This window comes from Actinokineospora bangkokensis (assembly GCF_001940455.1).
GTDB classification, from domain to species: domain Bacteria; phylum Actinomycetota; class Actinomycetes; order Mycobacteriales; family Pseudonocardiaceae; genus Actinokineospora; species Actinokineospora bangkokensis.
Window position 1 is genome coordinate 1 of sequence record NZ_MKQR01000007.1, and the last position, 23,264, is coordinate 23,264.

Here is a 23,264-nt window from a genome sequence, read left to right on the forward strand (position 1 = left end):
CCGGCGGTTCCGTAGCGGGCACGCTGCTTTTGCTTTGCGCACAACGCAATTACCTGCTAACCGGCGGCCCGGCTACGGGGGTGCTCGATGCGGTGGACTTGTTTGGGTGGGGAAGGCGATCATGAGCTACCCTGTCCGGGTTGAGCGGGGCTCTTGTGGCCCCAGCTTTTCCCGCTCTCTCAGCTCATGATCGCCGTAGGGGCCCCGCCCGAACAGGTCCACCGCATCGAGCCGCCACCAAACGACCGGCACTCAACGCCCGAAGCCGCAGGCGAGCCAAGCACCAGCAAGCCCCCGGAACCCGCACGGCCACGTCCGGGGAAGCGAGTCGTGGTCGCCGCGGGCCCCAGGGACCACCCACGCTACGACGACCCACCGACAATCCCGCCCCACGAGCCCCACCACCCCCAAGACCCGTCCCCAGCGCGGCCACCCCCCGGACCGCCACAATGGGGGCATGCGCACCATCGACTGGCGCGGGGACCACGTCGTGATCATCGATCAGACCCGGTTGCCGCACGAACTGGTCCAGGCCGAGCTGCGGACGGTCCCGGAGCTGGTGGAGGCGATCCGGTCGTTGGCGGTGCGGGGGGCGCCCGCGCTGGGGGTGGCGGGGGCGCTGGGGGTGGCGTTGGCGGCGGTGACGACGCCGGAGCGGATCGCGGAGGCGGCGGTGGCCGTGCGGGGGGCGCGGCCGACGGCGGTGAACCTGGCGTGGGGGGTGGACCGGGTGCTGGCCCGGTTGCCGGAGGGGCCCGCGGCCGTGGTGGTGGAAGCGGTGGAGGTGCTGGAGGAGGACGCCCGGTTGAACCGGGCGCTGGGGAGCCGGGGGGCGTCGTGGTTGTTGGAGCGGTTGCCCTCGCCCGTCAACGCGCTCACGCACTGCAACGCCGGGGCGCTGGCGTGCGTGGAGTGGGGGACGGCGCTGGGGGTCCTGCGCTCCCTGCACGAGCGGCAGGCGCTGGGGCACGTCTACGCCGATGAGACGCGGCCGCTGCTGCAGGGGGTGCGGATCACCGCCTGGGAGCTGGCGGGCATGGAGGTGCCGCACACCGTCGTGGTGGACTCCGCGGGGCCGTCGGTGATCGCGAACGGGCTCGTCGGGGCGGTGGTGGTGGGGGCGGACCGGATCGCGGCCAACGGGGACGTGGTCAACAAGGTCGGCACGTACCCGCTGGCGCTGGCCGCCGCGCGGGCGGGCATCCCGTTCGTGGTGGCCGCCCCCGAGTCGACGATCGACATGGGCACCCCGGACGGGCGGGGGGTGCCGATCGAGGTGCGGTCGGCGGACGAGGTGCTGACCTGGCGGGGGCAGCGGATCGCGCCCGCGGCCACCCAGGCGCTCAACTACGCCTTCGACATCACCCCCGCCGACCTGGTCAGCGCGATCGTCACCGAGGCCAGGGTGCTCGAACCCGCCGCCGGGCGCGGGCCCGGGGACCCGGCCTGACCCGCGCGGGGGTGGCGGGCGGCTCGCCCCGGGCACCCGCCGCAACCCGAATGCGCTGGCCGGGGGCTGGTCACTAGGCTCTAGCGGTCTGTTCCGGCAACGGACCCGTTCCGGCCTAGAGGAGCCACACCGTGATCACCAGGATGTCGTCGCTGTTCCTGCGCACCCTGCGCGAGGACCCGGCGGACGCCGAGGTGCCCAGCCACAAGCTGCTGGTGCGCGCCGGGTACGTCCGCCGCGTGGCTCCGGGCGGTTACACCTGGCTGCCGCTGGGGCTGCGGGTGTTCCGCAACGTCGAGCGGGTCGTGCGCGAGGAGATGGACGCCATGGGCGCCCAGGAGATCTCCTTCCCCGCGCTGCTGCCCAAGGAGCCCTACGAGGCGACGAACCGGTGGACCGAGTACGGCCCGAACCTGTTCCGGCTCAAGGACCGCAAGGGCGCCGACTACCTGCTCGGCCCCACCCACGAGGAGCTGTTCACCCTCACCGTCAAGGGTGAGTACGCCTCCTACAAGGACTACCCGGTCACGCTCTACCAGATCCAGACCAAGTACCGCGACGAGGCGCGCCCCCGCGCGGGCATCCTGCGCGGCCGCGAGTTCGTCATGAAGGACTCCTACTCCTTCGACCTCGACGACGAGGGCCTGTCGGCGTCCTACCAGGCCCACCGCGACACCTACATCAAGATCTTCGACCGGCTGGGCCTGGAGTACGTGATCTGCTCGGCCACCTCCGGGGCCATGGGCGGGTCGGCCTCCGAGGAGTTCCTGGCCGTGGCCCCCACCGGTGAGGACACCTTCGTCCGCAGCACCGGCTCGGACTACGCCGCCAACGTCGAGGCCGTGGTCACCCCCGCGCCGCCCGCCCGCCCGCTGGAGGGCCTGCCCGCGGCGCAGGTGCACCACACCCCGGGCACCCCGACCATCGAGACCCTGGTCGACTTCCTCAACAAGGCCGACTTGGGCCGCACCTTCACCGCCGCAGACACCCTGAAGAACGTCCTGCTCAAGACGCGCCAGCCGGGCGCGGGGGAGTGGGAGGTGCTGGCCGTCGGCGTGCCCGGCGACCGGGAGGTGGACCAGAAGCGCCTGGAGGCCTCGCTGGAGCCCGCCGAGGTCGCCCTGCTCGACGAGGCCGACTTCGCCAAGCACCCGTACCTGGTGAAGGGCTACATCGGCCCCAAGGCGCTGCTGGCCAACGGCGTGCGCTACCTGGTCGACCCGCGCGTGGTCACCGGCACCGCCTGGGTGACCGGCGCCGACGAGGCCGAGCACCACGTGGTCGACCTGGTGGTCGGCCGCGACTTCACCCCGGACGGCACCATCGAGGCCGCCGAGGTGCGCGAGGGCGACCCGTCGCCGGACGGGCGGGGCACCCTGGTCGCCGCGCGCGGCATCGAGATCGGCCACATCTTCCAGCTCGGCCGCAAGTACGCCGACGCGTTCGGCCTCGACGCCCTGGGCGCGGACTCCAAGCCCATCCGGATCACCATGGGCTCCTACGGCATCGGCGTGAGCCGCCTGGTGGCGGTGCTGGCCGAGCAGCAGCACGACGCGTCGGGCCTGGTGTGGCCGCGCGAGGTCTCGCCCTACGACCTGCACGTGGTGGTCGCGGGCAAGGACGACGCCCTCAAGCAGGGCGGCGAGGACCTGGCCGCGCGGCTGGAGGCGGCCGGGCTGTCGGTGCTGCTCGACGACCGCACCGCGTCGCCGGGGGTGAAGTTCAAGGACGCCGAGCTCATCGGCGTGCCGACGATCGTCGTGGTGGGCCGCGGCCTGGCGAACGGCGTCGTCGAGGTCAAGGACCGCCGCTCCGGTGAGCGCGTCGAGGTGGCCGTCGACGAGGTCGTCGACCACCTGACCGCGCTCGTGCGCGGCTGACCGCACGCAGGCGAAGGGCCCGGGACCACCTGGTCCTGGGCCCCTCGCGCGTCAGCCCTGGTAGGGCCGGATGCTTTGGACGATCTTCTCGGCCGACTCGGTAGGCAGCGCGTCGGAGACGCCCTGGTCCTGGTACATCATGAACAGCGCGGTGTTGGCGCCGTTCTTGAACGCCACGGCGGTGAACAGCACGCTGGGGGAGGGGCACTCGCCCGGCTGGTTGACCGTGAGCACGGCGGTGGCGATGAACGCGTCGACCTTGCCCGCGTTGACCTTCGTCGGCTTGGCGGCCTCGGCCTGCACCGGCGCGGTGGTGCCGTCGGGGTTGAGCGCGGCGGCGTCGGCGAACAGCTTCACGCCGTTGGTGGCCGCCCGCTCCGGCTCGGTCGTCCCGGCGGTGACGAACCCGGCGTGACCGCGGTAGGAGCCCTTCACCGACGTGCAGGCGTCCTCCTTGTACGTGGTGACGCCGTGCATCACCGCCACCGGCTTGCCGTTGTTGTCCTCGAACCCGACGATCGTCCCGGGGGTCTCCACCACCCAGTCCTTCGGCACGTCGTAGGCCACGTTCTCCTTGTAGGAGAGCACGCCCTGCCACCCCGTCACCACCGAGTCCACCAGGATGTCCTCGACCTGGGTGGGGGTGGACGAGGTCGAGGGCTTCTTCGAGGTCGACGTCGACTTCTGCGTCGAGGGCGCGGACGTGGGGGCCGACGAACTCGTCGGCGGCCCGGCGACCGGCTGGTCCTCGTCCTGGTTGAAGTAGATCAGCGCACCGACCCCGCCGATCGCCAGCACCAGCACGACCACGGCCGCGATGACCCACGGCGTCCTGCTCTTGCGCGGCGGTTGCCCCGGCGGCTGCTGGTACATCCCGAACCCCTGGTAACCACCCTGCTGCTGCGGGTAGCCGCCCTGGGGGTAGCCGGGCTGCTGGTAGGGGACCGGCTGACCGGTGTTCGGGTCCACTTGGTACTGCGGCGAAGGCTCCTGCCAGTACGGACCCCCTGGGGTGCTCATGCCCCAGACGGTAGTTCACCGCCCGCGCGCCCGGTGGTCGAACCTCCAGTTGCGATCACCGACCGACCAGCGCGGCCACCACGGCACCGGTTTCACCCAGGTCGTCGAACACCACGTCGGCCCCGGCCGCCCGCAACTCCCCGGCGCTGTGCCTGCCCGTCGCCACCCCCACCGCGACCGCCCCCGCCCCGTGCGCCCCCGCCACGTCGTGCGGGGTGTCCCCGATGACCACCACCCGCTCCCGCCCGAAGTCCACACCGTGCTTCTCCCCCGCCCGCCCCACCGCGGCCGCCACCAACTCCCACCGCTCCGCCGACACGTCGCCGTACCCCCCGATCGCCAGGTCCAGGTGCCGCCCCAGCCCCCACGGCGCCAACTTGCACTCCGCCAGCTCCACGAGGTTCCCCGTCACCAGCGTCTGCACCACCCCGGGCACCCCGTCCAACGCCGCCAGCACCTCGACCACCCCCGGCAGCACCCGCCCCAACTCCCCCATGCGCGGCCGGTCCGCCTCCGCCACCACCCGCAGCTCCGCGAACACCGCCCGCACGTGCTCCTCGGTCCACTCCACCCCGTGCGCCTCCAGCAGCTCCACCGTGATCCCCCGCTCGGTGCGGCCGGGGAACGAGGGCACGTGCGCGAGCTCCGGCAGGCCGAGGGCGGTCCGCACCGCGTGGGCGTACCAGGTCCGGCCGAGGCCGCTGTAGTGCACGAGGGTCTGGTCTACGTCCCAGAGGATGAGGGTGTGGGTGTGGGGCACGTGGTCATCTCATCATCTGCGGGGGAGGGGTGCTTGCTGGTACTGGTCGCCTCGCAGATCGCCGAAGAGCACCTGTCCGGGCCGCTGGACCATGAAGACGGCGGACCCAACCCGGAGCCCGAGGTGCGGTCGTAGCGGGGAGATCGCGGCGTGGATGCGGGGTTAGCCTTGGAGGACCGACGGGCGACGGCCGGTGGACAGGAACTCGTGCAGTCCCTGGCGGACAACCTCGATGGGGACCTCGGAGTCGGCGGGGACCTCGCTGAGGTTGCCCATGTAGACGTACTCCGCGACCGCGTCGGGGTCGCCGTCGCCGATGGTGCGGGCGGCGTCGTCGGCGTGGTAGTGGATGAACCCGGTTGACTGGCCAAGTCCGACTTCCAGGATCGGGTAGCCGGTGTTGCCGTTGAGCACGACCTGGATGGCCGCGGGGCAGCGGTGCTCGCGGGTCTCGTCGCGGACCCGGTCGATCAGCGCGTCCAGTTCGGCATCGGTGCGCACCACGATGAGCGGCTCGCCCTCGCGGTGGGCGTCACCGCCGTCCTGGTCGTACCACACGCCTAGCTCGGCCATCGCCGTCCTCCTGGGAACTCGTCGTGGTAACCCGGCCCGTAGACCTCGATGCAGTATCCCTCGGGCAGCAGCACCGGCAGCAACGCCTCGCAGCTCAGCTCACCGGGGCAACTCCGATTGTTGATCACCAGTGTGATCTTGCGGGTGCCCTCGCGAATCATCCGCAGAGCCACCTTCATCTCCACGTGGTTGATCGTCATCGGCTTGAACTTCACCGTGACCCCGCGCTCTTGCAACAGACGCCAGATCTCGGCGGAGTCGCTGTCCGAGCCGCTGATGACAACCTCGTCCGCAGGGTCGCCCACGACCCGGCCGTGGGTCTTGCGGCCTTGCGGGTTGGGCTTGGGTACCGGGGGCGGGAGCCGGTCAAGGATCTCCTGGATGTGCGGCGGCGGTGGCGGCGTCTGCGCTGCGTCCGGGCCAGCCGGGCGGAGTGCCGCGGGCCACGATGCGGGAGCGACGGGAGAACCAGCGGCCGGAGTACCCGATAGCCGGGCCAGGTACCCCTCCATCAGGGCACGTACCTGGGCGAACACGCCCGCGACCCCGGCCAGTGCCTGCTGCGCTCCGGCGAACAACGTCACCGACTGGTGCGCCTCGGCTTGCGTCGACCCTGCCACGGCGGCGGTCACCGACTGACGTGCCTCGTCCACGTCTTGCTCGGCCTGGGCCACCGCGCCATCAGGAAGCCTCTGGAGTGCTGCCCGGATGGCACCGGCGACCTGTTCCACGCTCACGTGATGTCCCCCTGGACTGCGCTCCGACCCTGCGGCCAACCGCGCACGTGACCTTCCCACCATCCGCTGCGGGCCGCGACCCGCCATAGGGGTTGGTCCCCCGTGGCGACAGTCGGTCACGCCTACCTCAAGGTGATGCCGAGCCTGCAAGGGCTCGGCATCACCTGCGCGACCAGATCCGCGCCGCCACGCCCTGTCAAGTAACCTCGTAACGCTTGCCTGACAGTGCAAGCAGCGCGCCCACCTACGGACCCGCCGGCCCGGCTACGGCCCTGCTCGATGTGGTGGTTGTGCTTGTCCGGGAAAGGCGATCATGTGCTACCCACGACCGGGGGGTGGGGCCGCAGGCCTCACCTTTTCCCCACCCCGAGCACATGATCGCCGCAGGGGCCCCGGTCAAGCGCAACCACCACATCGAGCCCGCCAACAAACGACCGGGCTTTCCAAGAGCCGAAGCCGAAGGCGAGGCGATCCAACATCACCCGCGCGGGCGCACGCTGTCCGTCATCGCACGAAGAGCGTCACCCGCCAGCACCTCCGGCCCCTCCGCCTCCCCGCGTTCGGTGTCCGCACCCACCACCACGACCGCGGTCCCGGCAGGCGTGGCCAGAGCGACGACAGCCACCACCCCCTTCGTGCCCGCGCACTTGTCAGCCGAGTCAGCGGTGGCTTCGGCGTCGGCGCGGACGAGGGTGCCGCGTGTTCCGTCGCGGACGACGGGGGTGGGGCGGGAGACGGTGACCCGGGCGGTCTGGTTCGCGTCGCTGTACTGGTCGCCCGCGATGGCGGCGGCGAGGGCGACGGCGGCGTCGTCGGGGGTGCCGGTGGTGAGGCCGCTGCCGCTGAAGGCGCGGCCGTACTCCGCGCCCTGGCAGGCGTAGGTGCCGTAGTCGGCCAGGTGGCCGAGCCGCACGCCGTTGGAGGACTCCAGGGTTTCCTGGTCGTCGGCCAGGACCCAGTCCGGGGGGACGTCGTAGGCGACGCGCGCGGAGGGGTCGACCACGACGCGCCAGCCCGGGGTGAGCGGGGCTTCGGGGGCGGGGTCGCGGGTGCGGGTGGAGGACACCGAGGTCGCGCTGGGGAGGTCCGCCGACTCCTCGGGGTCGGGGGCGAGCAGCGCGACCGCGCCGAGCACCGCCGAGACGAGGGCCAGCGCACCGATCGACACCGCCAGCCGCTTGCGCACCAGCAGGACGTTAGCGGAGTCGGGTGGGCACCCGCTGCCACCGGCCCGCGGGGCGGTCAGCCCGCCAGGAAGCTCAGCCGCACCCTGCGCACCGGGTTGTCGACGTTGGTGTCGACCAGGCAGATCGACTGCCAGGTGCCCAGGGCGAGGACACCGCCGAGGACCGGGATGGTGGCGTAGGGCGGGATGAGGCCGGGCAGGACGTGGTCGCGGCCGTGGCCGGGCGTGCCGTGGCGGTGGCGCCAGCGGTCGTCGCCGGGCAGCAGGTCGCGCAGCGCGGCGAGCAGGTCGTCGTCGCTGCCCGCGCCGGTCTCGATGACCGCGAGCCCGGCGGTGGCGTGCGGCACCCACACGTTGAGCAGGCCGTCGACGGCGTCGGCGGCGGACAGGAAGCGCGCGCAGCGGTCGGTGAGGTCGTGCACGACCTCGCGGCCGCCGGTGCGGATCTCGATCTCCTCGCTGTGCACGCGTCCACCGTAAGGTGCTGGTGTGCGCAGCGCCTTCGGAGAGCGGTTCGACGTCCCGGTCGGGTACCTCAACACGGCCAGCATCGGCATCCCGCCCGCGACCGCGGCGGACGCGGTCGCGGCGTCGGTCGACGACTGGCGGCGCGGTGCCGCCAACCCGCCCGACTTCGACGGCCCCACCGCGGCCGCCCGCGCGGGCTGGGCGGGGTTGGTGGGGGTCGCCCCGGAGCGGGTGGCCACCGGCGCGTCGGTGTCCCAGCTGCTCGCGGGGGTCGCCGCCGGGCTGCCGGACGGGGCCAGGGTGCTGGCCGTGGAGGGCGAGTTCACCAGCGTCACCTTCCCGTTCGCCGCGCGCGGCCTGGAGGTCGTCGAGGTGCCCGCGGCGCAGCTGGTGGAGCGGGCGCCCGGGTTCGACCTCGTGGCGGTGAGCGTCGTGCAGTCCGCGGACGGGGCGATCGCGGACCTGGCGGGGTTGCGCGCCGCGGGCACCCGGGTGCTGCTCGACGCGACGCAGGCGGCGGGGTGGTTGCCGATGGGGCTGGACTGGGCGGACTGGGTGGTCGGCGCGAGCTACAAGTGGGTCCTCGCGCCGCGCGGGGCGGCGTGGCTGGCGGTGGGGGAGCGGGCGGCGGAGCTGACCAAGCCGGTGCACGCGGGCTGGTACGCGGGGGAGGACCCGTGGGACACCGTCTACGGCCTGCCGCTGCGCCTGGCGGGCGACGCCCGCGCGTACGACCTGTCCCCGGTGTGGCTGGCCCAGGTCGGCTCCGCCGCGTCGCTGGCCTGGCTCGGCGGGCTCGACCTGGAGCAGGTGCGCGCGCACTGCGCAGGCCTGGCCGACTCGCTGCGCGCCCGCCTCGACCTGCCGCCCGCGGGCTCGGCCATCGTGTCCCTCGACCGACCCGGCGCCGCCGAGGCCCTGCGCGAGGCGGGCGTCCGGTGCGCCGTGCGGGCGGGCCGGGCCCGGTTGGCGTTCGCCCTCTACAACACCGAAGAGGACGTCGAGGCCGTGCTCAGCGCGCTCTGAGCGGCGGCCCGGCGCACGGGGAACCGCTGTGCCGCAACCCCCGGGGTGTGGGCGTCGCGGTTTGCCCGTGTTCCTGGGCTTTGGCGAGCCGCCGCCCGCGGCAGGCGGTGGTGCATTCGTCCGGTACCCACCCACCTGCTCGTTCCCTCCACCGTGGGACACCGCCGCGGCGGGCGGGCTATCCTCACCCGCATGTCCAGCCCACGGCCACCCGGTCACCCCGCACGCCCCGGCCGGGACGACGTCGGTGACACGACGCGGATCCCCAGGGTCGACGACGGTGCCAGGCCGGGTGGGCCGCTGCGCTTCTCCGCCGAGCCGCCGCCGCAGCAGCAGCGCAACCCGGCTCTGCTGTGGGCGCTGCGGATCGGTGGGCTGGTGGCCATCGCCGTGGTGTCCGGGTTGGTCTGGACCTACATCCAGTCCGACTCGACGGGCGGTGGCACGGAGGCCGGGCCCACCGACGCCTCCCGCGCGCCGGTCGAGGGCCGCTACGAGTTCACCCCCTACCGCGGCGTGCCGCAGCCGCGGGTGGACACCGACTGCGCCGCGCACTCCTACGGCAAGGTCCAGGAGCTCATGCGCAGCACCCCGTGCGAGTCGCTGACCCGCGGCCTGTACTCGACCACGGTCGACGGCAAGGCGATCGTGGTGTCGGTGTCCGCGGTGCGCATGCGCACGCCCGCCGAGGCGCAGGCGCTGCGCGAGCTGTCCGAGAAGTCCGGCACCGGCAACGTCAACGACCTGGTGCGGGACAAGGCCGTCAGCATCCCCGGCCTGACCGCGCTGAGCGCCAACGACGGCTTCTTCGTGCAGAACGAGGGCCAGACGGTGATCATCGCGGAGGCCGACTTCGAGGTGAACGGCAAGTCCTACAAGGGCAACGCCACGGCGGAGAAGACCCTGGACGGCGTGTGCGAGGACGCCATGAGGCTCGGGGAGGGCATGGGCTGACCGCCCACCCCGCGCCCGTCACCCCGGCTGGCCGGGGAACGGGGGCGTGGCCGGGGTCGCGCCCGCGGTGAGCCGCCAGCGCGTCGCGCGCACGGCCTCCTCGGTCAGCGCCCCCGCCGCCAGCTGCCGGATGTCGGCGTCGTCGGTGCGCTCCAGCACCGCCCGCCAGGCTACGGTGCCGTCCTGCTCGGCGGTGATGACCAGGTTGAGCGCGCCCGCCTGGTCGGTGACCGGCTGCGGCGGCAGGTACGCGGGCTCGGCGGGGCGCGGGGTGGCGCCCGCCGCGCCCAGCAGCCGCTCGGTGGCGTCCCGGCGGGCCCGGTGGGCCACCGCGCCGACCTGGATGCCCTCGTCGAACGAGGCGGGCAGGAAGGCGCTGACCAACCCGTAGACCCACACCGCCGCGTGCTCGGCGCCCAGCGCGGCCTGCACGGCGGCCAGGGCGTCGTCGGGGATCGGCGGCCGGGTCGGCGGGATCGACGACGGCTGCGCGGCGTCGGGCGGGGAGACCGAGGGGGCGCTGCCGCCCGGGTCCTGCTGGCTCATCCGAGCACCTCCCTGAGGCAGGCGCACGCGGCCGCGACGGAGGCGACCAGCCCCGCCCGGTAGCGCGGCGCGGTGGGGACGACGGCGGACGCCTCGCCCTCGGCGGCGGTCAGCGCGTCGACGAGCGCGGCCTTGGCCGCGGCGGCGTCGGCGGGCGGGGTGGGCGAGGCGGGCGGCGCCGAGGGGGCGGCGCTGCTCGGCGGCGGGCTGAGCCGGTCGACCTCGGCCTGCAGGGCGGTGGCGTGCTCGCCGCGCACCCTGGCCAGTTCCTGCGCGGGCGCGGCGAGCGCGGGCAGGGCGGTGGCGACCGCGGTGGCCAGGGCGGCGTCGGCGCGGGCCCGCGCCGCGAGCGCGGCCAGCGGGTCGGGGCCCTCGGGCACGTCCGCGCCGGTCGTGCAGGCCGCCAGCACCGGCGCGGCCACCGCCGCGGCGGCCGCGGCCCGCAGCAGCGCGCGGCGGGTGAGCGGGGTTGCAGTCACGGCGGGTCATCCTGCCAGGCACCACCCGGCCGCGCGGAGGCGCCGGATGATCGCCTGCGGCGACCGGCCCCGGGGGTTCGGGATACGCTAGGTGACCGCGGTCGGGGATCGGTACCGCCGACCGGCCGACAACAGCGGGACCGAGCAGAACAGGGAGCGGCCGAGGTGGCCAACCAGGGACAGGGCGACGCCGGGGGGCGCGTCGACGAGGCGCTGCGGCCCGTCGTCGCCGACGCCGTCGGCGCCGCGGGCTTCGAGCTGGAGGAGCTTGAGGTGTCGACCGCGGGCAAGCGCCGCCTCGTGCGGGTCGTCATCGATGGCGCTGACGGCACCGACGGCGCCGACAGCGCTGACGGTGCCGCACGCACCGCGGGCCGCGCGGGCGGGCGCATCGACCTCGACGAGGTGGCCGAGGTCAGCCGCGCGCTGGCCGCCGTGCTCGACGAGCACGACGCGGTGCTGGGCGGGCCGTACACCCTTGAGGTCACCTCGCCGGGCACCGACCGGCCGCTGACCAAGCCCCGGCACTGGCGGCGCAACCGGCTGCGCCTGGTGGCGGTGCGCCCGCGCGAGGGCGCGGAGTTCACCGGCCGGGTCGGCGACGCCGACGCCGACCCCGACGGCGGGGTCACCCTGCTGGTCGGGGGCGCGGAGCTGCGGCGGGTCGGCTACGCCGAGATCGCCTCCGCCACCGTGCAGATCGAGTTCAAGCAGCCGCCCGCGGCCGAGCTGGCTGTGCTCGGCGGGAGTGACGAGGAGGACGCGCGATGAACGTGGACATCGCCGCACTGCGGGCCATCGAGCGGGACAAGGAGATCCCGTTCGAGACGGTGATCGAGGCGATCGAGACCGCGCTGCTCACCGCCTACAAGCACACCGAGGGCCACCAGCCGCACGCGCGCATCGACATCGACCGCAAGACCGGCCTGGTCCGGGTGCTGGCCACCACCCCGGGCGAGGACGGGCAGCCCGCCGAGGAGTGGGACGACACCCCCGAGGGCTTCGGCCGCATCGCCGCCACCACCGCCCGCCAGGTCATCCTGCAGCGGTTGCGCGACGCCGAGCACGAGCGCACCTTCGGGGAGTTCGCCGCCAAGGAGGGCGAGATCATCGCCGGGGTCGTGCAGCGCGACACCCGGGCCAACTCCCGCGGCATGGTCGTGGTGCAGGTGGGCGACACCGAGGGCGTGCTGCCCCAGGTCGAGCAGGTGCCCGGCGAGGCCTACGAGCACGGCACCCGGGTCAAGTGCTACGTGGTCGGCGTCACCAGGGGAACACGCGGGCCGCAGATCACGTTGTCGAGGACGCACCCCAACCTCGTGCGCAGGCTGTTCGCGCTGGAGGTCCCGGAGATCGCCGACGGCACGGTGGAGATCCCGGCGGTGGCGCGCGAGGCGGGGCACCGGTCCAAGATCGCGGTCCGGTCCACCGTCGCGGGCGTCAACGCCAAGGGCGCGTGCATCGGCCCGATGGGCGCGCGGGTGCGCAACGTGATGAGCGAGCTGGCCGGGGAGAAGATCGACATCATCGACTGGTCCGACGACCCGGCGACCTTCGTGGGCAACGCGCTCTCGCCCGCGAAGGTGGTGTCGGTGACCGTGGTCGACGACAAGGCGAAGACGGCGCGCGTGGTGGTGCCGGACTTCCAGCTGTCGCTGGCCATCGGCAAGGAGGGGCAGAACGCCCGGTTGGCCGCCCGGCTCACCGGGTGGCGCATCGACATCCGCAGCGACGTCGCGCCCGCCGCCGCGCCCGCTCCGGTGGGCGAGCCGGTATCCGGTTCGGCCGACTGAGCCGCACGGGATAGACTGGTGGCGGTTCATCGCCAGGCGCGGGTCCCCGACGGCGTCCTCCCCGGTGCGACCACCCCCCCGGGTGGCCCGCGACCGGTGCGGACCTGCGTCGGGTGCCGGGTCCGGGCGGCGGACTCGGAGTTGCTGCGAGTGGTTCTCGTGGGCGGGGACGTGGTCCCCGACCCGAGGCGCCGGATGCCGGGTCGGGGTGCGTGGCTGCACCCCGACGAGCGGTGCCTGGCCAAGGCCGAGAAGCGGCGGGCGTTCCCCAGGGCCCTGCGGGCCGGGGGGGCGGTCGGCGTGGACGCGCTGCGCGCCGTGCTGGCGGGCGGGGCGGACACCGGCGGTGGAATCGGCGCGGGATCTTCCCGCGCCGTGGAGGGAAACAGGAAGCAGGTCGACCCGTCATGAGTCAGCCGTGAAGCTGAAGACATGAACGCGCGACGATAGGACGAGGTCGACGGGACTTGCCCGCCGGCCTCACCAGATGAGGAGAGCAGTGGCAGGCAAGGCCCGTGTGCACGAGCTGGCGAAGGAGCTCGGAGTCACCAGCAAGGATGTGCTCGCCAAGTTGAAGGACCTGGGCGAGTTCGTGAAGTCGGCGTCCTCCACCGTGGAGGCGCCCGTCGCGCGCAGGCTGCGCGACGCCTACCCCGGCAAGGGCGGTTCCGACGCGAAGCCGGGTCCCCGACCCGGTCCGCGACCCGGCCCCCGGCCGCAGGCCCCGCGCCCGGCGACGCCGTCCGGTTCGGCTCCGGCCGCCCCCGCGGCACCGGCTGCCCCCGCGGCGCCCCAGCAATCCGCGCCGTCGACGCAGTCCGCGCCCGCTGTGCAGTCCGTGCCGTCCCCAGGGGCGCGCCCGGGCCCGGCGGGCCCGAAGCCCGGCCCCAAGCCCCCGGCGCCGCGGCCGGAGCAGCAGCGCCCCGAGCAGCAGCGGCCCGCGGCCGCGGCGGCTCCCCAGGCGCCCGCCGCCCCGCAGGCCCCCGGTCCCAAGCCCGGCCCCAAGCCCCCGGCGCAGCAGCGCCCGGCGGCGGCCGCGCAGCAGCCCGGTGTGGTCCCGCCGCGGACCCAGTCGCCCAAGCCCGGCCCGCGCGCGCCGCGACCCGGCAACAACCCGTTCGGCGTGGGTGGCGGTGCCCCCGCGCCGCGCCCCGGCGCGCCCCGGCCCGGTGGCCAGGGTGGCCCCGGTGGCGGTGGCCAGGGCGGCGACCGCCCGGCGCGCCCCGAGGGCCGTCCGGCCCCCGGCCCGCGCGGTGACCGCCCGGCCCCGCGCCCGCCGTCAGGTGGGCCGAACCCGGGCAACATGCCCCCCCGCCCGAACCCCGGCATGATGCCGCCCCGCCCGGCCCGCCCGGCCGGTGGCGCTGGTCGCGGTGGCCCCGGTGCGGGCCGTCCCGGCGGTGGCGCCGGTCGCGGTGGCCCCGGTGGCGGTGGCGGCGGTTTCCGCGGCGGTCCCGGTGGTGGCGGCGGTGGCGGTGGCTTCCGCGGCGGCCCCGGTGGCGGCGGCGGTGGCGGCGGCTTCCGACCCGGCGGTGGCGGTGGCGCCCCGGCCGGTGGTGGCTTCCGGCCCGGTGGCGGCGGTGGCCGTCCCGGTGGCGGTGGCGGTCGCGGCGGTGCCGCGGGCGCGTTCGGCCGCCCCGGTGGCCCCTCGCGGCGCGGTCGCAAGTCGAAGCGGCAGAAGCGCCAGGAGTACATGGACAACATGCAGGCGCCCAGCGTCGGCGGCGTCCGCCTGCCCAAGGGCAGCGGCGAGGTCATCCGCCTGGCGCGCGGCTCCTCGCTGACCGACTTCGCGGAGAAGATCGGCGCCAACCCGGCGTCGCTCGTGCAGGTGCTGTTCCACCTGGGCGAGATGGTCACCGCGACCCAGTCGGTGTCCGACGAGGTCCTGGAGCTGCTCGGCTCCGAGATGAACTACACCGTCCAGGTCGTCACGCCCGAGGAGGAGGACCGGGAGCTGCTCGACAGCTTCAAGATCTCCTACGGCGAGGACGCGGGCGGCGAGGACGACCTGGAGGCCCGCCCGCCGGTCGTCACCGTCATGGGCCACGTCGACCACGGAAAGACGCGCCTGCTCGACACGATCCGCAAGACGACCGTGCACGAGGGCGAGGCGGGCGGCATCACCCAGCACATCGGCGCCTACCAGGTGGCGACGTCGCTGGAGGGCCGCGAGCGCCTCATCACCTTCATCGACACCCCGGGTCACGAGGCGTTCACCGCCATGCGTGCCCGCGGTGCCCAGGCCACGGACATCGCGGTGATCGTGGTCGCCGCCGACGACGGCGTCATGCCGCAGACGGTGGAGGCCATCAACCACGCGCAGGCGGCGAACGTGCCGGTCGTGGTGGCGGTCAACAAGATCGACAAGGAGGGGGCCAACCCCCAGAAGATCCGCCAGCAGCTCACCGAGTACAACCTCGTCGCCGAGGAGTACGGCGGTGACACGATGTTCGTCGACATCTCCGCCAAGCAGGGGACGAACATCGACAGCCTGCTGGAGGCCATCCTCCTGACCGCGGACGCGGCGCTGGACCTGCGCGCCAACCCCGACATGGAGGCCCAGGGCGTCGCGATCGAGGCGCACCTCGACCGCGGCCGCGGCCCGGTGGCCACCGTGCTGGTGCAGCGCGGCACCCTGCGGGTCGGCGACAGCATCGTCGCGGGCGACGCCTACGGCCGCGTGCGGCGCATGGTCGACGAGTTCAACGAGGACGTCGAGGAGGCCTACCCCTCCCGCCCGGTCCAGGTCATCGGCTTCACGTCGGTGCCCGGCGCGGGTGACACCTTCCTGGTGGTGGAGGAGGACCGGACCGCGCGGCAGATCGCCGAGCGCCGGGCCGCCCGCAACCGGGCCGCGCAGAACGCGCAGAAGCGCAAGCGCATCAGCCTGGAGGACCTCGACGCCGCGCTGAAGGAGACCAGCCAGCTCAACCTGATCATCAAGGGCGACAACTCGGGTACCGTCGAGGCGCTCGAGGACGCGCTCACGAAGATCGACGTGGGCGACGAGGTCGAGCTGCGGGTCATCCACCGCGGCGTGGGTGGCATCACCGAGGGCGACATCAACCTCGCCATCGCCGACAACGTCATCGTCATCGGCTTCAACGTGCGGGCCGAGGGCAAGGCGACCGAGCTGGCGAACCGCGAGGGCATCGACGTCCGCTACTACTCGGTGATCTACCAGGCGATCGACGAGATCGAGCAGGCCCTCAAGGGCATGCTCAAGCCGATCTACGAAGAGGTCGAGCTGGGCCGCGCGGAGGTCCGCGAGGTCTTCAAGTCCTCCAAGGTCGGCACGATCGCGGGTTGCATGGTCCTGTCCGGGGAGATCCGGCGGAACTCGAAGGCCCGCCTGATCCGCGACAGCGTCGTGGTCCAGGAGGGGCTGCCGATCAGCTCGCTGCGCCGGTTCAAGGACGACGCGACCGAGGTCCGCGAGGGCTTCGAGTGCGGTCTGACCCTCGGGTCGTACAACGACCTGCGGCCGGACGACATCATCGAGACCTACGAGATGCGCGAGAAGCCGCGCACCTAGTCGGTCCCGCCCGGGGGGCACCGGTCCGCCGGTGCCCCCCGGGCCCCGCAGCCACCCGTTCCACCAGCACACCCACGGTGATGCCCTGTTGTTCGTCGGCGCACTCGAACTCGACGTCCTGCTCGGCGACGTGCACTCGCTCAAGCAGAAGCGGTCGGCGGTCCGACCGGTGATCGCGGAGCTGCGCAAGCGGTTCGAGGTGGCCGCCGCCGAGGCGGGCCACCAGGACCTGCACCGCCGCGCCCTGATCGGCGTGGCGGCCGTCGCCGCCGACGCCCAGCACGTCCGCGACCTGCTCGACGCGTGCGAGCGCCTGGTGGCGGGCCGCCCCGAGCTGGAACTGCTCTCGGCCCACCGCAGGCTCCTCGGCCCGGACGACGAGTAGCCCCCGGGCAGCCCGACACCCGGCAGGCCCCACCGTGCCGCACCGGCCCCCGGGCCGGCAGACCGAGAAGGAAGGCAGCGTCGTGGCCGACGCACCCCGCGCCCGCAAGCTGGCGAAGCGCATCTCCCAGATCGTCGCCTCCGCCCTGGAGCACGAGGTCAAGGACCCCCGCCTGGCCAGGGTGACCATCACCGACACCAGGGTCACCGGCGACCTGCACGAGGCGACCATCTACTACACGGTCATCGGCGACAAGCTCGACGCCGAACCCGACCACGCCGGCGTCGCCGAAGCCCTCGACAAGGCCAAGGGCAAGCTCCGCACCCTCGTCGGCCAGGGCACCGGCGTCCGCTTCACCCCCTCCCTCGCCTTCGTCGCCGACACCGTCCCCGACGTCGCCCGGGGCATCGACGACCTGCTCGCCAAGGCCCGAGCCGCCGACGCCGAAGTCGCCGCCCAAGCCTCCCGGGCCACCCCCGCGGGCGAAGCCGACCCCTACAAGGCCCCCCGCCCCCGCGACGAAGACGACGAGGACGACCAGGACGACGACGAGGACTGAGTCCCCGCCCGTCTCCAGTTCGCCCCACAGCTTTTCCCCAGCGCAACCCCCCAAGCAGCAGGCGGCCCGGCTACCCAGGTGCTCGATGGGGTGGTTGTGCTTGGTCGGGGGAGGCGATCATGTGCTACCCAACGGGACGGGCGGGCGTCTTTTCAGCCCGCCTTTTCCCCGCCCGCAGCGCATGATCGCCGTAGGGGCCCCGACCAAGCACAACCACCCCATCGAGCCAGCAGGCGAAGCCCCGGTCTTGCAATCGGGCGAAGCCCGGTGCCCCCACAAGCACAACCACCCCATCGAGCCAGCAGGCGAAGCCCCGGTCTTGCAATCGGGCGGAGCCCGATGCCCCCACGCACAACGCGAGCCTGCGCACCCCCCAGCCCCCTAGCAATCCGCCCCGAACCCCGGTAGGCATGGCTGCGTGCCCAGAGACGCGCCCACCCCCGGAACCGGTTCCGCCCGCTTCACCCGCCGCACCCTCCTCGCAGGCACCGCCGCCACCGCGATCGCCGCCGCGGGCACCGGCGTCTTCGCCAACTGGCTGCTCACCCCCAAGCTCCGCGGCACCGGCCTCCCCGCCCCCTCCGGCACGGGCACCACCGCCGCGACGGCGACCTCCGGGACAGCGACCTCCGCGCCCCAGGCCATCCAGACCACCACGGTCACCTCCACCGCCCGCTCCACCCAGCTGGAGCTCATCGTCATCCGCCCCGAGGGCGTCGCCACCCCCGACCTGCCCGTCTGCCTGGCCCTGCACGGCCGCGGCAGCACAGCCCGGATGTTCACCGGCCTCGGCGTCCCCGCCGCGCTCACCGCCGCCGCCCGCACCGCCCCCTTCGCCGTCGTCGCCCTCGACGGCGGCGACAAGTACTGGACCGACGCGGGGCCCGGCGACGACGCGCAGACCATGCTGAACCAGGAGCTCCCCGCGTGGCTGGGGCAGCTCGGCCTCGGCAAGCCCGCGGCCGTCCTCGGCATCTCCATGGGTGCGTTCGGAGCACTGGACTACGCGCGGGCGAACCACCCCGCCGCGGTGGCGGCGGTCAGCCCGGCCCTGTTCACCTCCTGGTCCGAGGCGAAGGCGCGCAACGTCTTCCCGTCCCGGTCCGCTTGGGAAGCCGCGGAGCCGCTGAGGCACACCGACGACCTCGCCCCCACCGCGCTCGGCGTGTGGTGCGGGGAGGACGACCCGTTCGCCCCCGCCGCGCGGGCGCTGATCGACCGGGTCGGGCCCGAGCGCGCGGTCGTCGGGGCCGGGGCGCACGACGAGGCGTACTGGACGGCGGTGCTGCCCGACGTCCTGGCCTGGCTGGCGGGGCACCTCTGAGCTGCGGGGATGGGTGATTCCCCGGTTCGGTGCGCACGGCCGCGCCCGCGAGTGGTATAAACCAATTCGCGGTGCGGCTGTCCGTGTGAAGGATTGGCCGGACTTGTTGACAGATGATTGGTGTCTGGCCAAACTGCGCAACATCACGCAACCGGATCGGGTGGTGCTCATGCGATCGACCAGGGTGGCAGCTCTTGCCGCGGGGTCCGCGCTCGTGCTCGCGGGCTGCGGTGGCGGCTCGTCGGGCGGTGGGGAGGCGCCGCTCGCGCTCCCGGGCGCCGACCAGTACCTGACCGCCCCCTGCCCGGAGGTGGGCACCAAGCCCGCCGCGGACAAGGAGTTCACCTACTGGTCCATGTGGACCAAGGACGAGCCGCAGGGCAAGGTGCTGTCCAAGGCCGTCGACTGCTTCCAGCAGAAGACCGGGGTCAAGGTCGAGGTGCAGTGGCTGGGCCGCAAGCTGCTCACCCAGAACGTCGCGCCCGCCCTGAACACCGACACCGTGCCGGACCTGTTCGACCAGGACGTCAGCCAGGTGAAGGCGGCCATCGTCGCCCCCGGGGGCACGCAGAGCGTGCAGGACGTGCTGGACTACAAGGTGGGCGAGGGCGACAAGACCGTCCGCGACGTGGTGCCGGAGAAGTTCTGGAACCTGCCCGCGAACAAGGACGACTCCGGGCAGATCTTCGAGATCCCGTACGAGCTCATCGGCAACGCCTGGTGGTACAACAAGGACACCGTCACCGACTTCCAGGCCCCCAAGACCATGGACGAGCTGTTCGCCCTGTTCGACAAGGCGAAGCAGAGCGGTGTGGCCGCGGTGAGCCAGGACGGCGACATCGACTTCTACAACGCCTACTTCTACACCCAGATCGCCGAGCGCTACGTCGGCGCGGGCGGGCTGGAGAAGGTGGCGCTGGACAAGACCGGGCAGGCCTGGCTCAGCGACCCGAACCTGGCCAAGGCCGCCGAGCCGGTGGAGAAGCTGGCCAAGGGCGGCTACCTCATCGACGGCTGGGACGCCTCGAAGTTCCCGCAGGTGCAGCAGCGCTGGGCCGACGGCGAGGCCGCCTACGTCTTCCTCGGCGGCTGGGCGCCCAGCGAGACCCGCGAGTACCTGGCCAAGCAGGGCGGCGACAAGGGCATCGACTACGCCACCTTCCAGTTCCCGCAGCCCGAGGGCGCCACCCACCAGGTCGTCGAGCAGCTGCCGATCGGCATGGCCGTCAGCAAGAAGGCCAAGCACCCCGAGGCGGCCAAGGCGTTCATCGCCTACCTGCTCAACAAGGACATCCTCTCCGGCATCAGCACCGTCGCCGACAACCTCACCTCCCGGCCGGACATGCCGGTGCCCGAGTCGATGAAGGACATCAAGACCGTCCTGGACTCCGACGCCGAGCACACCATCTTCATGGACGGCCTCGACGCGCTCTCCGGCGGCAAGTGGGTCGAGTCGGTGTTCTACCCGCTCAACAACGACCTGCTCAAGGGCAAGCTGACCGCGAAGCAGTTCGTCGAGCAGCTGGCGGCCAAGCAGGCCGAGTTCTGGAAGACCACCAGCTGATGGCCACCGCGGTGACCGCGCCCGCCGAGGAGCGCACCTCCTCGGCGGGCGCCCACCTGTCGCGGAAGAAGAAGCTGTTCCTGCCCTTCTTCCTGCCCGCGGTGGTGCTCTACTCGCTGTTCCTGGTGGTGCCGACGGTGGCCACGGTGGTGCTGGGCTTCACCGACTGGTCCGGCGCGGGGGACACGCCCGAGTTCACCGGGCTGCGCAACTACGGCGAGCTGATCTCCTCCGACGCGTTCCGGTACTCGTTCCTCAACACGCTGATGTACATCGTCGTCGGCGGGGTGGGGACGTTCCTGCTGGCGTTCCTGTTCACCATGGTGCTGCGGGAGATGCGCGGCGGCAAGCTCATCCGCGCCGTGCTGTTCTTCCCGAACATCGTCGCGCCGGTGGCGCTGGGCATGTTCTTCGGCATCACCCTGGTGTACCGGCCGAACCGGCAGGGCCTGGCGAACTTCCTGCTGGAGTCGGTGGGCATCGACGCGGTGAAGTTCCTGGCGCCGGAGAACATCACCTGGGTCGTCACCGGGTGCCTGATCTGGGCCAGCGCGGGCTTCTACATCACGATCCTCATGGCCGCCGTCGACCGCATCCCGCCCTACCTCTACGAGGACGCCGACATCGCGGGGGCGACCCCGTGGGAGAAGTTCCGGCACGTCACCCTCCCGCTGACCTGGGACGTGATCGGGGTGGCCGGGGTGCTCTGGACGATCAGCGCCATCAAGATCTTCGAGCTGGTGTTCGTGCTGGCGGGCCCGGGCACCTACTCGCCGCCGATCCGGTCCTGGACGCTGGGCGTGTTCGTCTTCGACCGCTCCTTCGGCGACCAGGGCGCGCCGCAGTACGGCATGGCGTGCGCCGCCGCGGTCGTGATGATCGTGCTGGTGTCGGTCCTCGTCGTGGCGCTGCGCAGGCTGATGCGCCGCGACCGCATCCAGTACTGAGGGGGAGCAGTGACCGCGACCGCAGACCGCACCGGAGCCCGGGCCGACCGGCCCGTCCGGGTGCCGCCGCGCAAGCCCAAGCCCGCGCCCGTCGCGCGCGGGTTCCACCCGCTGCAGGCGCTGGGCAAGGTGGTGGTGTGGCTGTTCACCGCGCTCAACGCCGCGGTGCTGTACTGGCTGGTGACGGCGGCGTTCAAGTCGCCCATCGAGATCTTCACGAAGCCGTTCGCGCTGCCGTCGTACTGGTTCGAGCGCGGCCAGCCCTTCCGCAACCTGTCCTACGCGTGGAACAACGCCGGGTTCGGCACCGCGTTCCTCAACACCGTGCTGCTGGTGGCCGCCGCCTCGGTGGTGATCGTGCTGCTGTCGGCGCCCGCGGCCTACGCGCTGACCCGGCTGGGCGTGCGCGGGGCGGACGGGCTGACGAACTTCCTCGCGATCGGCATGGGCATCCCGTTCCAGACCGTCGTCATCCCGCTGTTCATCGGGTTGGCGAAGGTGCACCTGACCGACAACCTGTTCGGGCTGTTCCTGGTCTACGTGGCGCTGTCGCTGCCGTTCACCACGTTCCTGCTCACCGGGTTCTTCCGGTCGCTGCCGGACGAGCTGGAGGAGGCCGCGGCGATCGACGGGGCCTCGCCCGCGCGCACGTTCTTCACGATCATGCTGCCGCTGGCCCGCGGCGGGCTGGTCACCGGGCTCATCCTCAACGCGATCAGCCTGTGGAACGAGACGCTGCTGTCGATCGTGTTCCTCAACAGCAACTCCACCTTCACCCTGGCCCGCGCCCTGTTCGCGTTCAACAGCGCGGCCACCTACCAGTCCGAGTACGGCGGCCTCGTCGCCGGGGTGGCCATCGTGGTGCTGCCCATGCTCGTGCTCTACGTCCTGCTGGCACGCCGGATCATCACCGGTCTCACCCTCGGCGCGGGCAAGTAGCCCACCGGAAAGGCGAACGCGATGGCATCGGTGACCTTCACCGGGACCACCCGGTACTACGCGGGCAACCCGGTCCCGGCCGTGGACGGGCTGGACCTGGAGGTGGGCGACGGCGAGTTCCTGGTGCTCGTCGGCCCGTCCGGGTGCGGCAAGTCGACCACCCTGCGGATGCTCGCGGGCCTGGAGGGGGTGGACGGGGGCAGCATCCACATCGGCGAGCGGGACGTGACCGACCTGCCGCCGAAGGAGCGCGACATCGCCATGGTGTTCCAGAACTACGCGCTCTACCCGCACATGACCGTGGCGGAGAACATCGGCTTCCACCTCAAGATCGCCAAGGTGGCCAAGGCGGAGATCGCCACCAGGGTGGCCGAGGCGGCCGAGCTGCTCGGGCTCACCGACTACCTCGACCGCAAGCCCGCCAAGCTCTCCGGCGGGCAGCGCCAGCGGGTCGCGATGGGCCGGGCGATCGTGCGCTCCCCGCAGGTGTTCTGCATGGACGAGCCGCTGTCCAACCTGGACGCGAAGCTGCGCGTGCAGACCCGCACGCAGATCGCCTCGTTGCAGCGGCGGCTCGGCGTCACCACCATCTACGTCACCCACGACCAGGTCGAGGCGATGACGATGGGCGACCGGGTGGCGGTGCTCAAGGACGGCCTGCTCCAGCAGTGCGACACCCCGATCGGCCTGTTCAGCAAGCCCGCAAACGTTTTCGTGGCCGGGTTCATCGGCTCGCCCGCGATGAACCTCATGCGCGGGGTGGTCTCCGGTGACGCGGCGGCCGTCGGTGGCGCGGAGGTGCCGCTCACCCCCGGGCAGCGGGCGGCGCTGACCGGCGCGGAGGTGGTGGTGGGCGTGCGGCCGGAGGGGTGGAAGGTGGTCTCCGCCGAGGAGGGCATCGCCGCCACCGTGGAGGTCGTGGAGGAGCTGGGCAGCGACCAGTACCTGTACTGCTCGACCCCCGTCGCGCGCGTCCCGCTGGAGGGCGGGGCGCCGGAGCCGATCGCGGTGCGCGCGCCGGGGATGTCCCCGTGGCAGCGCGGCGACAAGCTCGGCCTGGTGCCGGTGCCCGGCGCGCTGCACGTGTTCGACGCGGCCACCGGCGAGCGCCTGCCCGACTGACCCGCGAACGCCAG

The 23,264-nt window shown here is 73.0% G+C and carries 23 protein-coding genes; 15 read left to right on the forward strand and 8 right to left on the reverse strand.

Features of this window, described 5'->3' with window-relative positions; all coding sequences use genetic code 11:
• The first annotated feature begins 457 nt into the window (after positions 1 to 457).
• Both mtnA and BJP25_RS04320 read left to right on the forward strand, forming a co-directional pair.
• A complete protein-coding gene (gene mtnA / locus BJP25_RS04315; RefSeq protein WP_075973477.1) occupies positions 458 to 1,450 on the forward strand; it encodes an S-methyl-5-thioribose-1-phosphate isomerase in 993 nt (330 codons plus the stop codon).
• A 131-nt stretch (positions 1,451 to 1,581) separates the two neighbouring features.
• Positions 1,582 to 3,330 carry a proline--tRNA ligase gene (locus BJP25_RS04320; protein WP_075973478.1) on the forward strand — a complete coding sequence of 583 codons (1,749 nt, stop codon included), beginning with the start codon at positions 1,582 to 1,584 and terminating at the stop codon, positions 3,328 to 3,330.
• Positions 3,331 to 3,381: 51 nt separating this feature from the next.
• Here the strand turns inward: BJP25_RS04320 and BJP25_RS04325 are convergent, their stop codons facing one another.
• The 6 genes from BJP25_RS04325 to BJP25_RS04350 all read right to left on the reverse strand — a co-directional run bounded on the left by BJP25_RS04325 (position 3,382) and on the right by BJP25_RS04350 (position 8,073).
• On the reverse strand, positions 3,382 to 4,350 hold the full coding sequence (locus BJP25_RS04325; protein ID WP_143218877.1) for a hypothetical protein: 969 nt from the start codon (positions 4,348 to 4,350) through the stop codon (positions 3,382 to 3,384).
• 55 nt (positions 4,351 to 4,405) lie between these two features.
• Positions 4,406 to 5,110 carry an HAD family hydrolase gene (locus BJP25_RS04330; protein ID WP_075973480.1) on the reverse strand — a complete coding sequence of 235 codons (705 nt, stop codon included), beginning with the start codon at positions 5,108 to 5,110 and terminating at the stop codon, positions 4,406 to 4,408.
• Between the two features lie 162 nt (positions 5,111 to 5,272).
• Positions 5,273 to 5,683, reverse strand: coding sequence for an Imm1 family immunity protein (locus BJP25_RS04335; protein WP_075973481.1), 411 nt, complete (start codon positions 5,681 to 5,683; stop codon positions 5,273 to 5,275).
• Positions 5,671 to 6,420 (reverse strand): DddA-like double-stranded DNA deaminase toxin, encoded by a 750-nt coding sequence (locus BJP25_RS04340; RefSeq protein WP_075973482.1) that lies wholly within the window; start codon positions 6,418 to 6,420, stop codon positions 5,671 to 5,673. The genes BJP25_RS04335 and BJP25_RS04340 overlap by 13 nt, the downstream gene beginning before the upstream one ends.
• 478 nt (positions 6,421 to 6,898) lie before the next feature.
• Entirely contained in the window at positions 6,899 to 7,606 is a 708-nt protein-coding gene (locus BJP25_RS04345; protein ID WP_075973483.1) for a hypothetical protein, read from the reverse strand.
• Positions 7,607 to 7,662: 56 nt separating this feature from the next.
• Entirely contained in the window at positions 7,663 to 8,073 is a 411-nt protein-coding gene (locus BJP25_RS04350) for a YjbQ family protein (RefSeq protein ID WP_075973484.1), read from the reverse strand.
• A gap of 22 nt (positions 8,074 to 8,095) precedes the next feature.
• Between BJP25_RS04350 and BJP25_RS04355 the strand changes: the two genes are divergently transcribed.
• Both BJP25_RS04355 and BJP25_RS04360 read left to right on the forward strand, forming a co-directional pair.
• A complete protein-coding gene (locus tag BJP25_RS04355; protein ID WP_075973485.1) occupies positions 8,096 to 9,100 on the forward strand; it encodes an aminotransferase class V-fold PLP-dependent enzyme in 1,005 nt (334 codons plus the stop codon).
• Between the two features lie 192 nt (positions 9,101 to 9,292).
• The gene (locus BJP25_RS04360) at positions 9,293 to 10,054 is read left to right on the forward strand and encodes a hypothetical protein (protein ID WP_084793680.1); all 762 of its coding nucleotides are present in this window, start codon (positions 9,293 to 9,295) and stop codon (positions 10,052 to 10,054) included.
• 18 nt (positions 10,055 to 10,072) lie between these two features.
• Here BJP25_RS04360 and BJP25_RS35215 read toward each other — a convergent pair whose 3' ends face one another.
• Together BJP25_RS35215 and BJP25_RS35220 are read right to left on the reverse strand one after the other, a co-directional pair.
• On the reverse strand, positions 10,073 to 10,600 hold the full coding sequence (locus tag BJP25_RS35215) for a ferritin-like domain-containing protein (protein WP_233157908.1): 528 nt from the start codon (positions 10,598 to 10,600) through the stop codon (positions 10,073 to 10,075).
• Positions 10,597 to 11,079, reverse strand: a complete 483-nt coding sequence (locus BJP25_RS35220) for a hypothetical protein (RefSeq protein ID WP_075973486.1) — start codon at positions 11,077 to 11,079, stop codon at positions 10,597 to 10,599. Before BJP25_RS35220 ends, BJP25_RS35215 begins: the two co-directional genes overlap by 4 nt.
• Positions 11,080 to 11,244: 165 nt before the next feature.
• Here BJP25_RS35220 and rimP point away from each other — a divergent pair, with 165 nt between their 5' ends.
• The 11 genes from rimP to BJP25_RS04425 all read left to right on the forward strand — a co-directional run bounded on the left by rimP (position 11,245) and on the right by BJP25_RS04425 (position 23,250).
• On the forward strand, positions 11,245 to 11,850 hold the full coding sequence (rimP, locus tag BJP25_RS04375) for a ribosome maturation factor RimP (RefSeq protein ID WP_233157909.1): 606 nt from the start codon (positions 11,245 to 11,247) through the stop codon (positions 11,848 to 11,850).
• A complete protein-coding gene (gene nusA, locus BJP25_RS04380; RefSeq protein ID WP_075973487.1) occupies positions 11,847 to 12,872 on the forward strand; it encodes a transcription termination factor NusA in 1,026 nt (341 codons plus the stop codon). The genes rimP and nusA overlap by 4 nt, the downstream gene beginning before the upstream one ends.
• A 150-nt stretch (positions 12,873 to 13,022) precedes the next feature.
• Positions 13,023 to 13,283 (forward strand): YlxR family protein, encoded by a 261-nt coding sequence (locus BJP25_RS04385; RefSeq protein ID WP_408607109.1) that lies wholly within the window; start codon positions 13,023 to 13,025, stop codon positions 13,281 to 13,283.
• Between the two features lie 88 nt (positions 13,284 to 13,371).
• On the forward strand, positions 13,372 to 16,410 hold the full coding sequence (infB, locus tag BJP25_RS04390; protein WP_075973489.1) for a translation initiation factor IF-2: 3,039 nt from the start codon (positions 13,372 to 13,374) through the stop codon (positions 16,408 to 16,410).
• 88 nt (positions 16,411 to 16,498) lie between these two features.
• Positions 16,499 to 16,795, forward strand: a complete 297-nt coding sequence (locus BJP25_RS04395) for a DUF503 domain-containing protein (protein WP_075974058.1) — start codon at positions 16,499 to 16,501, stop codon at positions 16,793 to 16,795.
• A gap of 82 nt (positions 16,796 to 16,877) precedes the next feature.
• The gene (gene rbfA / locus BJP25_RS04400) at positions 16,878 to 17,354 is read left to right on the forward strand and encodes a 30S ribosome-binding factor RbfA (RefSeq protein ID WP_075973490.1); all 477 of its coding nucleotides are present in this window, start codon (positions 16,878 to 16,880) and stop codon (positions 17,352 to 17,354) included.
• Positions 17,355 to 17,772: 418 nt separating this feature from the next.
• A complete protein-coding gene (locus BJP25_RS36065) occupies positions 17,773 to 18,678 on the forward strand; it encodes an alpha/beta hydrolase (protein WP_143218878.1) in 906 nt (301 codons plus the stop codon).
• A 169-nt stretch (positions 18,679 to 18,847) separates the two neighbouring features.
• On the forward strand, positions 18,848 to 20,242 hold the full coding sequence (locus tag BJP25_RS04410) for an ABC transporter substrate-binding protein (RefSeq protein WP_075974059.1): 1,395 nt from the start codon (positions 18,848 to 18,850) through the stop codon (positions 20,240 to 20,242).
• Positions 20,242 to 21,189, forward strand: a complete 948-nt coding sequence (locus BJP25_RS04415; protein WP_075973491.1) for a carbohydrate ABC transporter permease — start codon at positions 20,242 to 20,244, stop codon at positions 21,187 to 21,189. The genes BJP25_RS04410 and BJP25_RS04415 overlap by 1 nt, the downstream gene beginning before the upstream one ends.
• Positions 21,190 to 21,198: 9 nt before the next feature.
• A complete protein-coding gene (locus tag BJP25_RS04420; RefSeq protein WP_075973492.1) occupies positions 21,199 to 22,128 on the forward strand; it encodes a carbohydrate ABC transporter permease in 930 nt (309 codons plus the stop codon).
• Between the two features lie 21 nt (positions 22,129 to 22,149).
• Positions 22,150 to 23,250: an ABC transporter ATP-binding protein gene (locus BJP25_RS04425; protein WP_075973493.1), complete on the forward strand. Its 1,101-nt coding sequence runs from the start codon at positions 22,150 to 22,152 to the stop codon at positions 23,248 to 23,250.
• The last annotated feature ends 14 nt before the right edge of the window (positions 23,251 to 23,264 follow it).

Coding starts and splice junctions, on each gene's coding strand:
- BJP25_RS04335 (WP_075973481.1), bottom strand. CDS start 5,683: ATGGCCGAGCTAGGCGTGTGGTACGACCAGGACGGCGGTGACGCCCAC.
- mtnA (WP_075973477.1), top strand. CDS start 458: ATGCGCACCATCGACTGGCGCGGGGACCACGTCGTGATCATCGATCAG.
- BJP25_RS04415 (WP_075973491.1), top strand. CDS start 20,242: ATGGCCACCGCGGTGACCGCGCCCGCCGAGGAGCGCACCTCCTCGGCG.
- BJP25_RS04360 (WP_084793680.1), top strand. CDS start 9,293: ATGTCCAGCCCACGGCCACCCGGTCACCCCGCACGCCCCGGCCGGGAC.
- nusA (WP_075973487.1), top strand. CDS start 11,847: ATGAACGTGGACATCGCCGCACTGCGGGCCATCGAGCGGGACAAGGAG.
- BJP25_RS04425 (WP_075973493.1), top strand. CDS start 22,150: ATGGCATCGGTGACCTTCACCGGGACCACCCGGTACTACGCGGGCAAC.
- BJP25_RS35215 (WP_233157908.1), bottom strand. CDS start 10,600: ATGAGCCAGCAGGACCCGGGCGGCAGCGCCCCCTCGGTCTCCCCGCCC.
- BJP25_RS04325 (WP_143218877.1), bottom strand. CDS start 4,350: ATGAGCACCCCAGGGGGTCCGTACTGGCAGGAGCCTTCGCCGCAGTAC.
- BJP25_RS04410 (WP_075974059.1), top strand. CDS start 18,848: ATGCGATCGACCAGGGTGGCAGCTCTTGCCGCGGGGTCCGCGCTCGTG.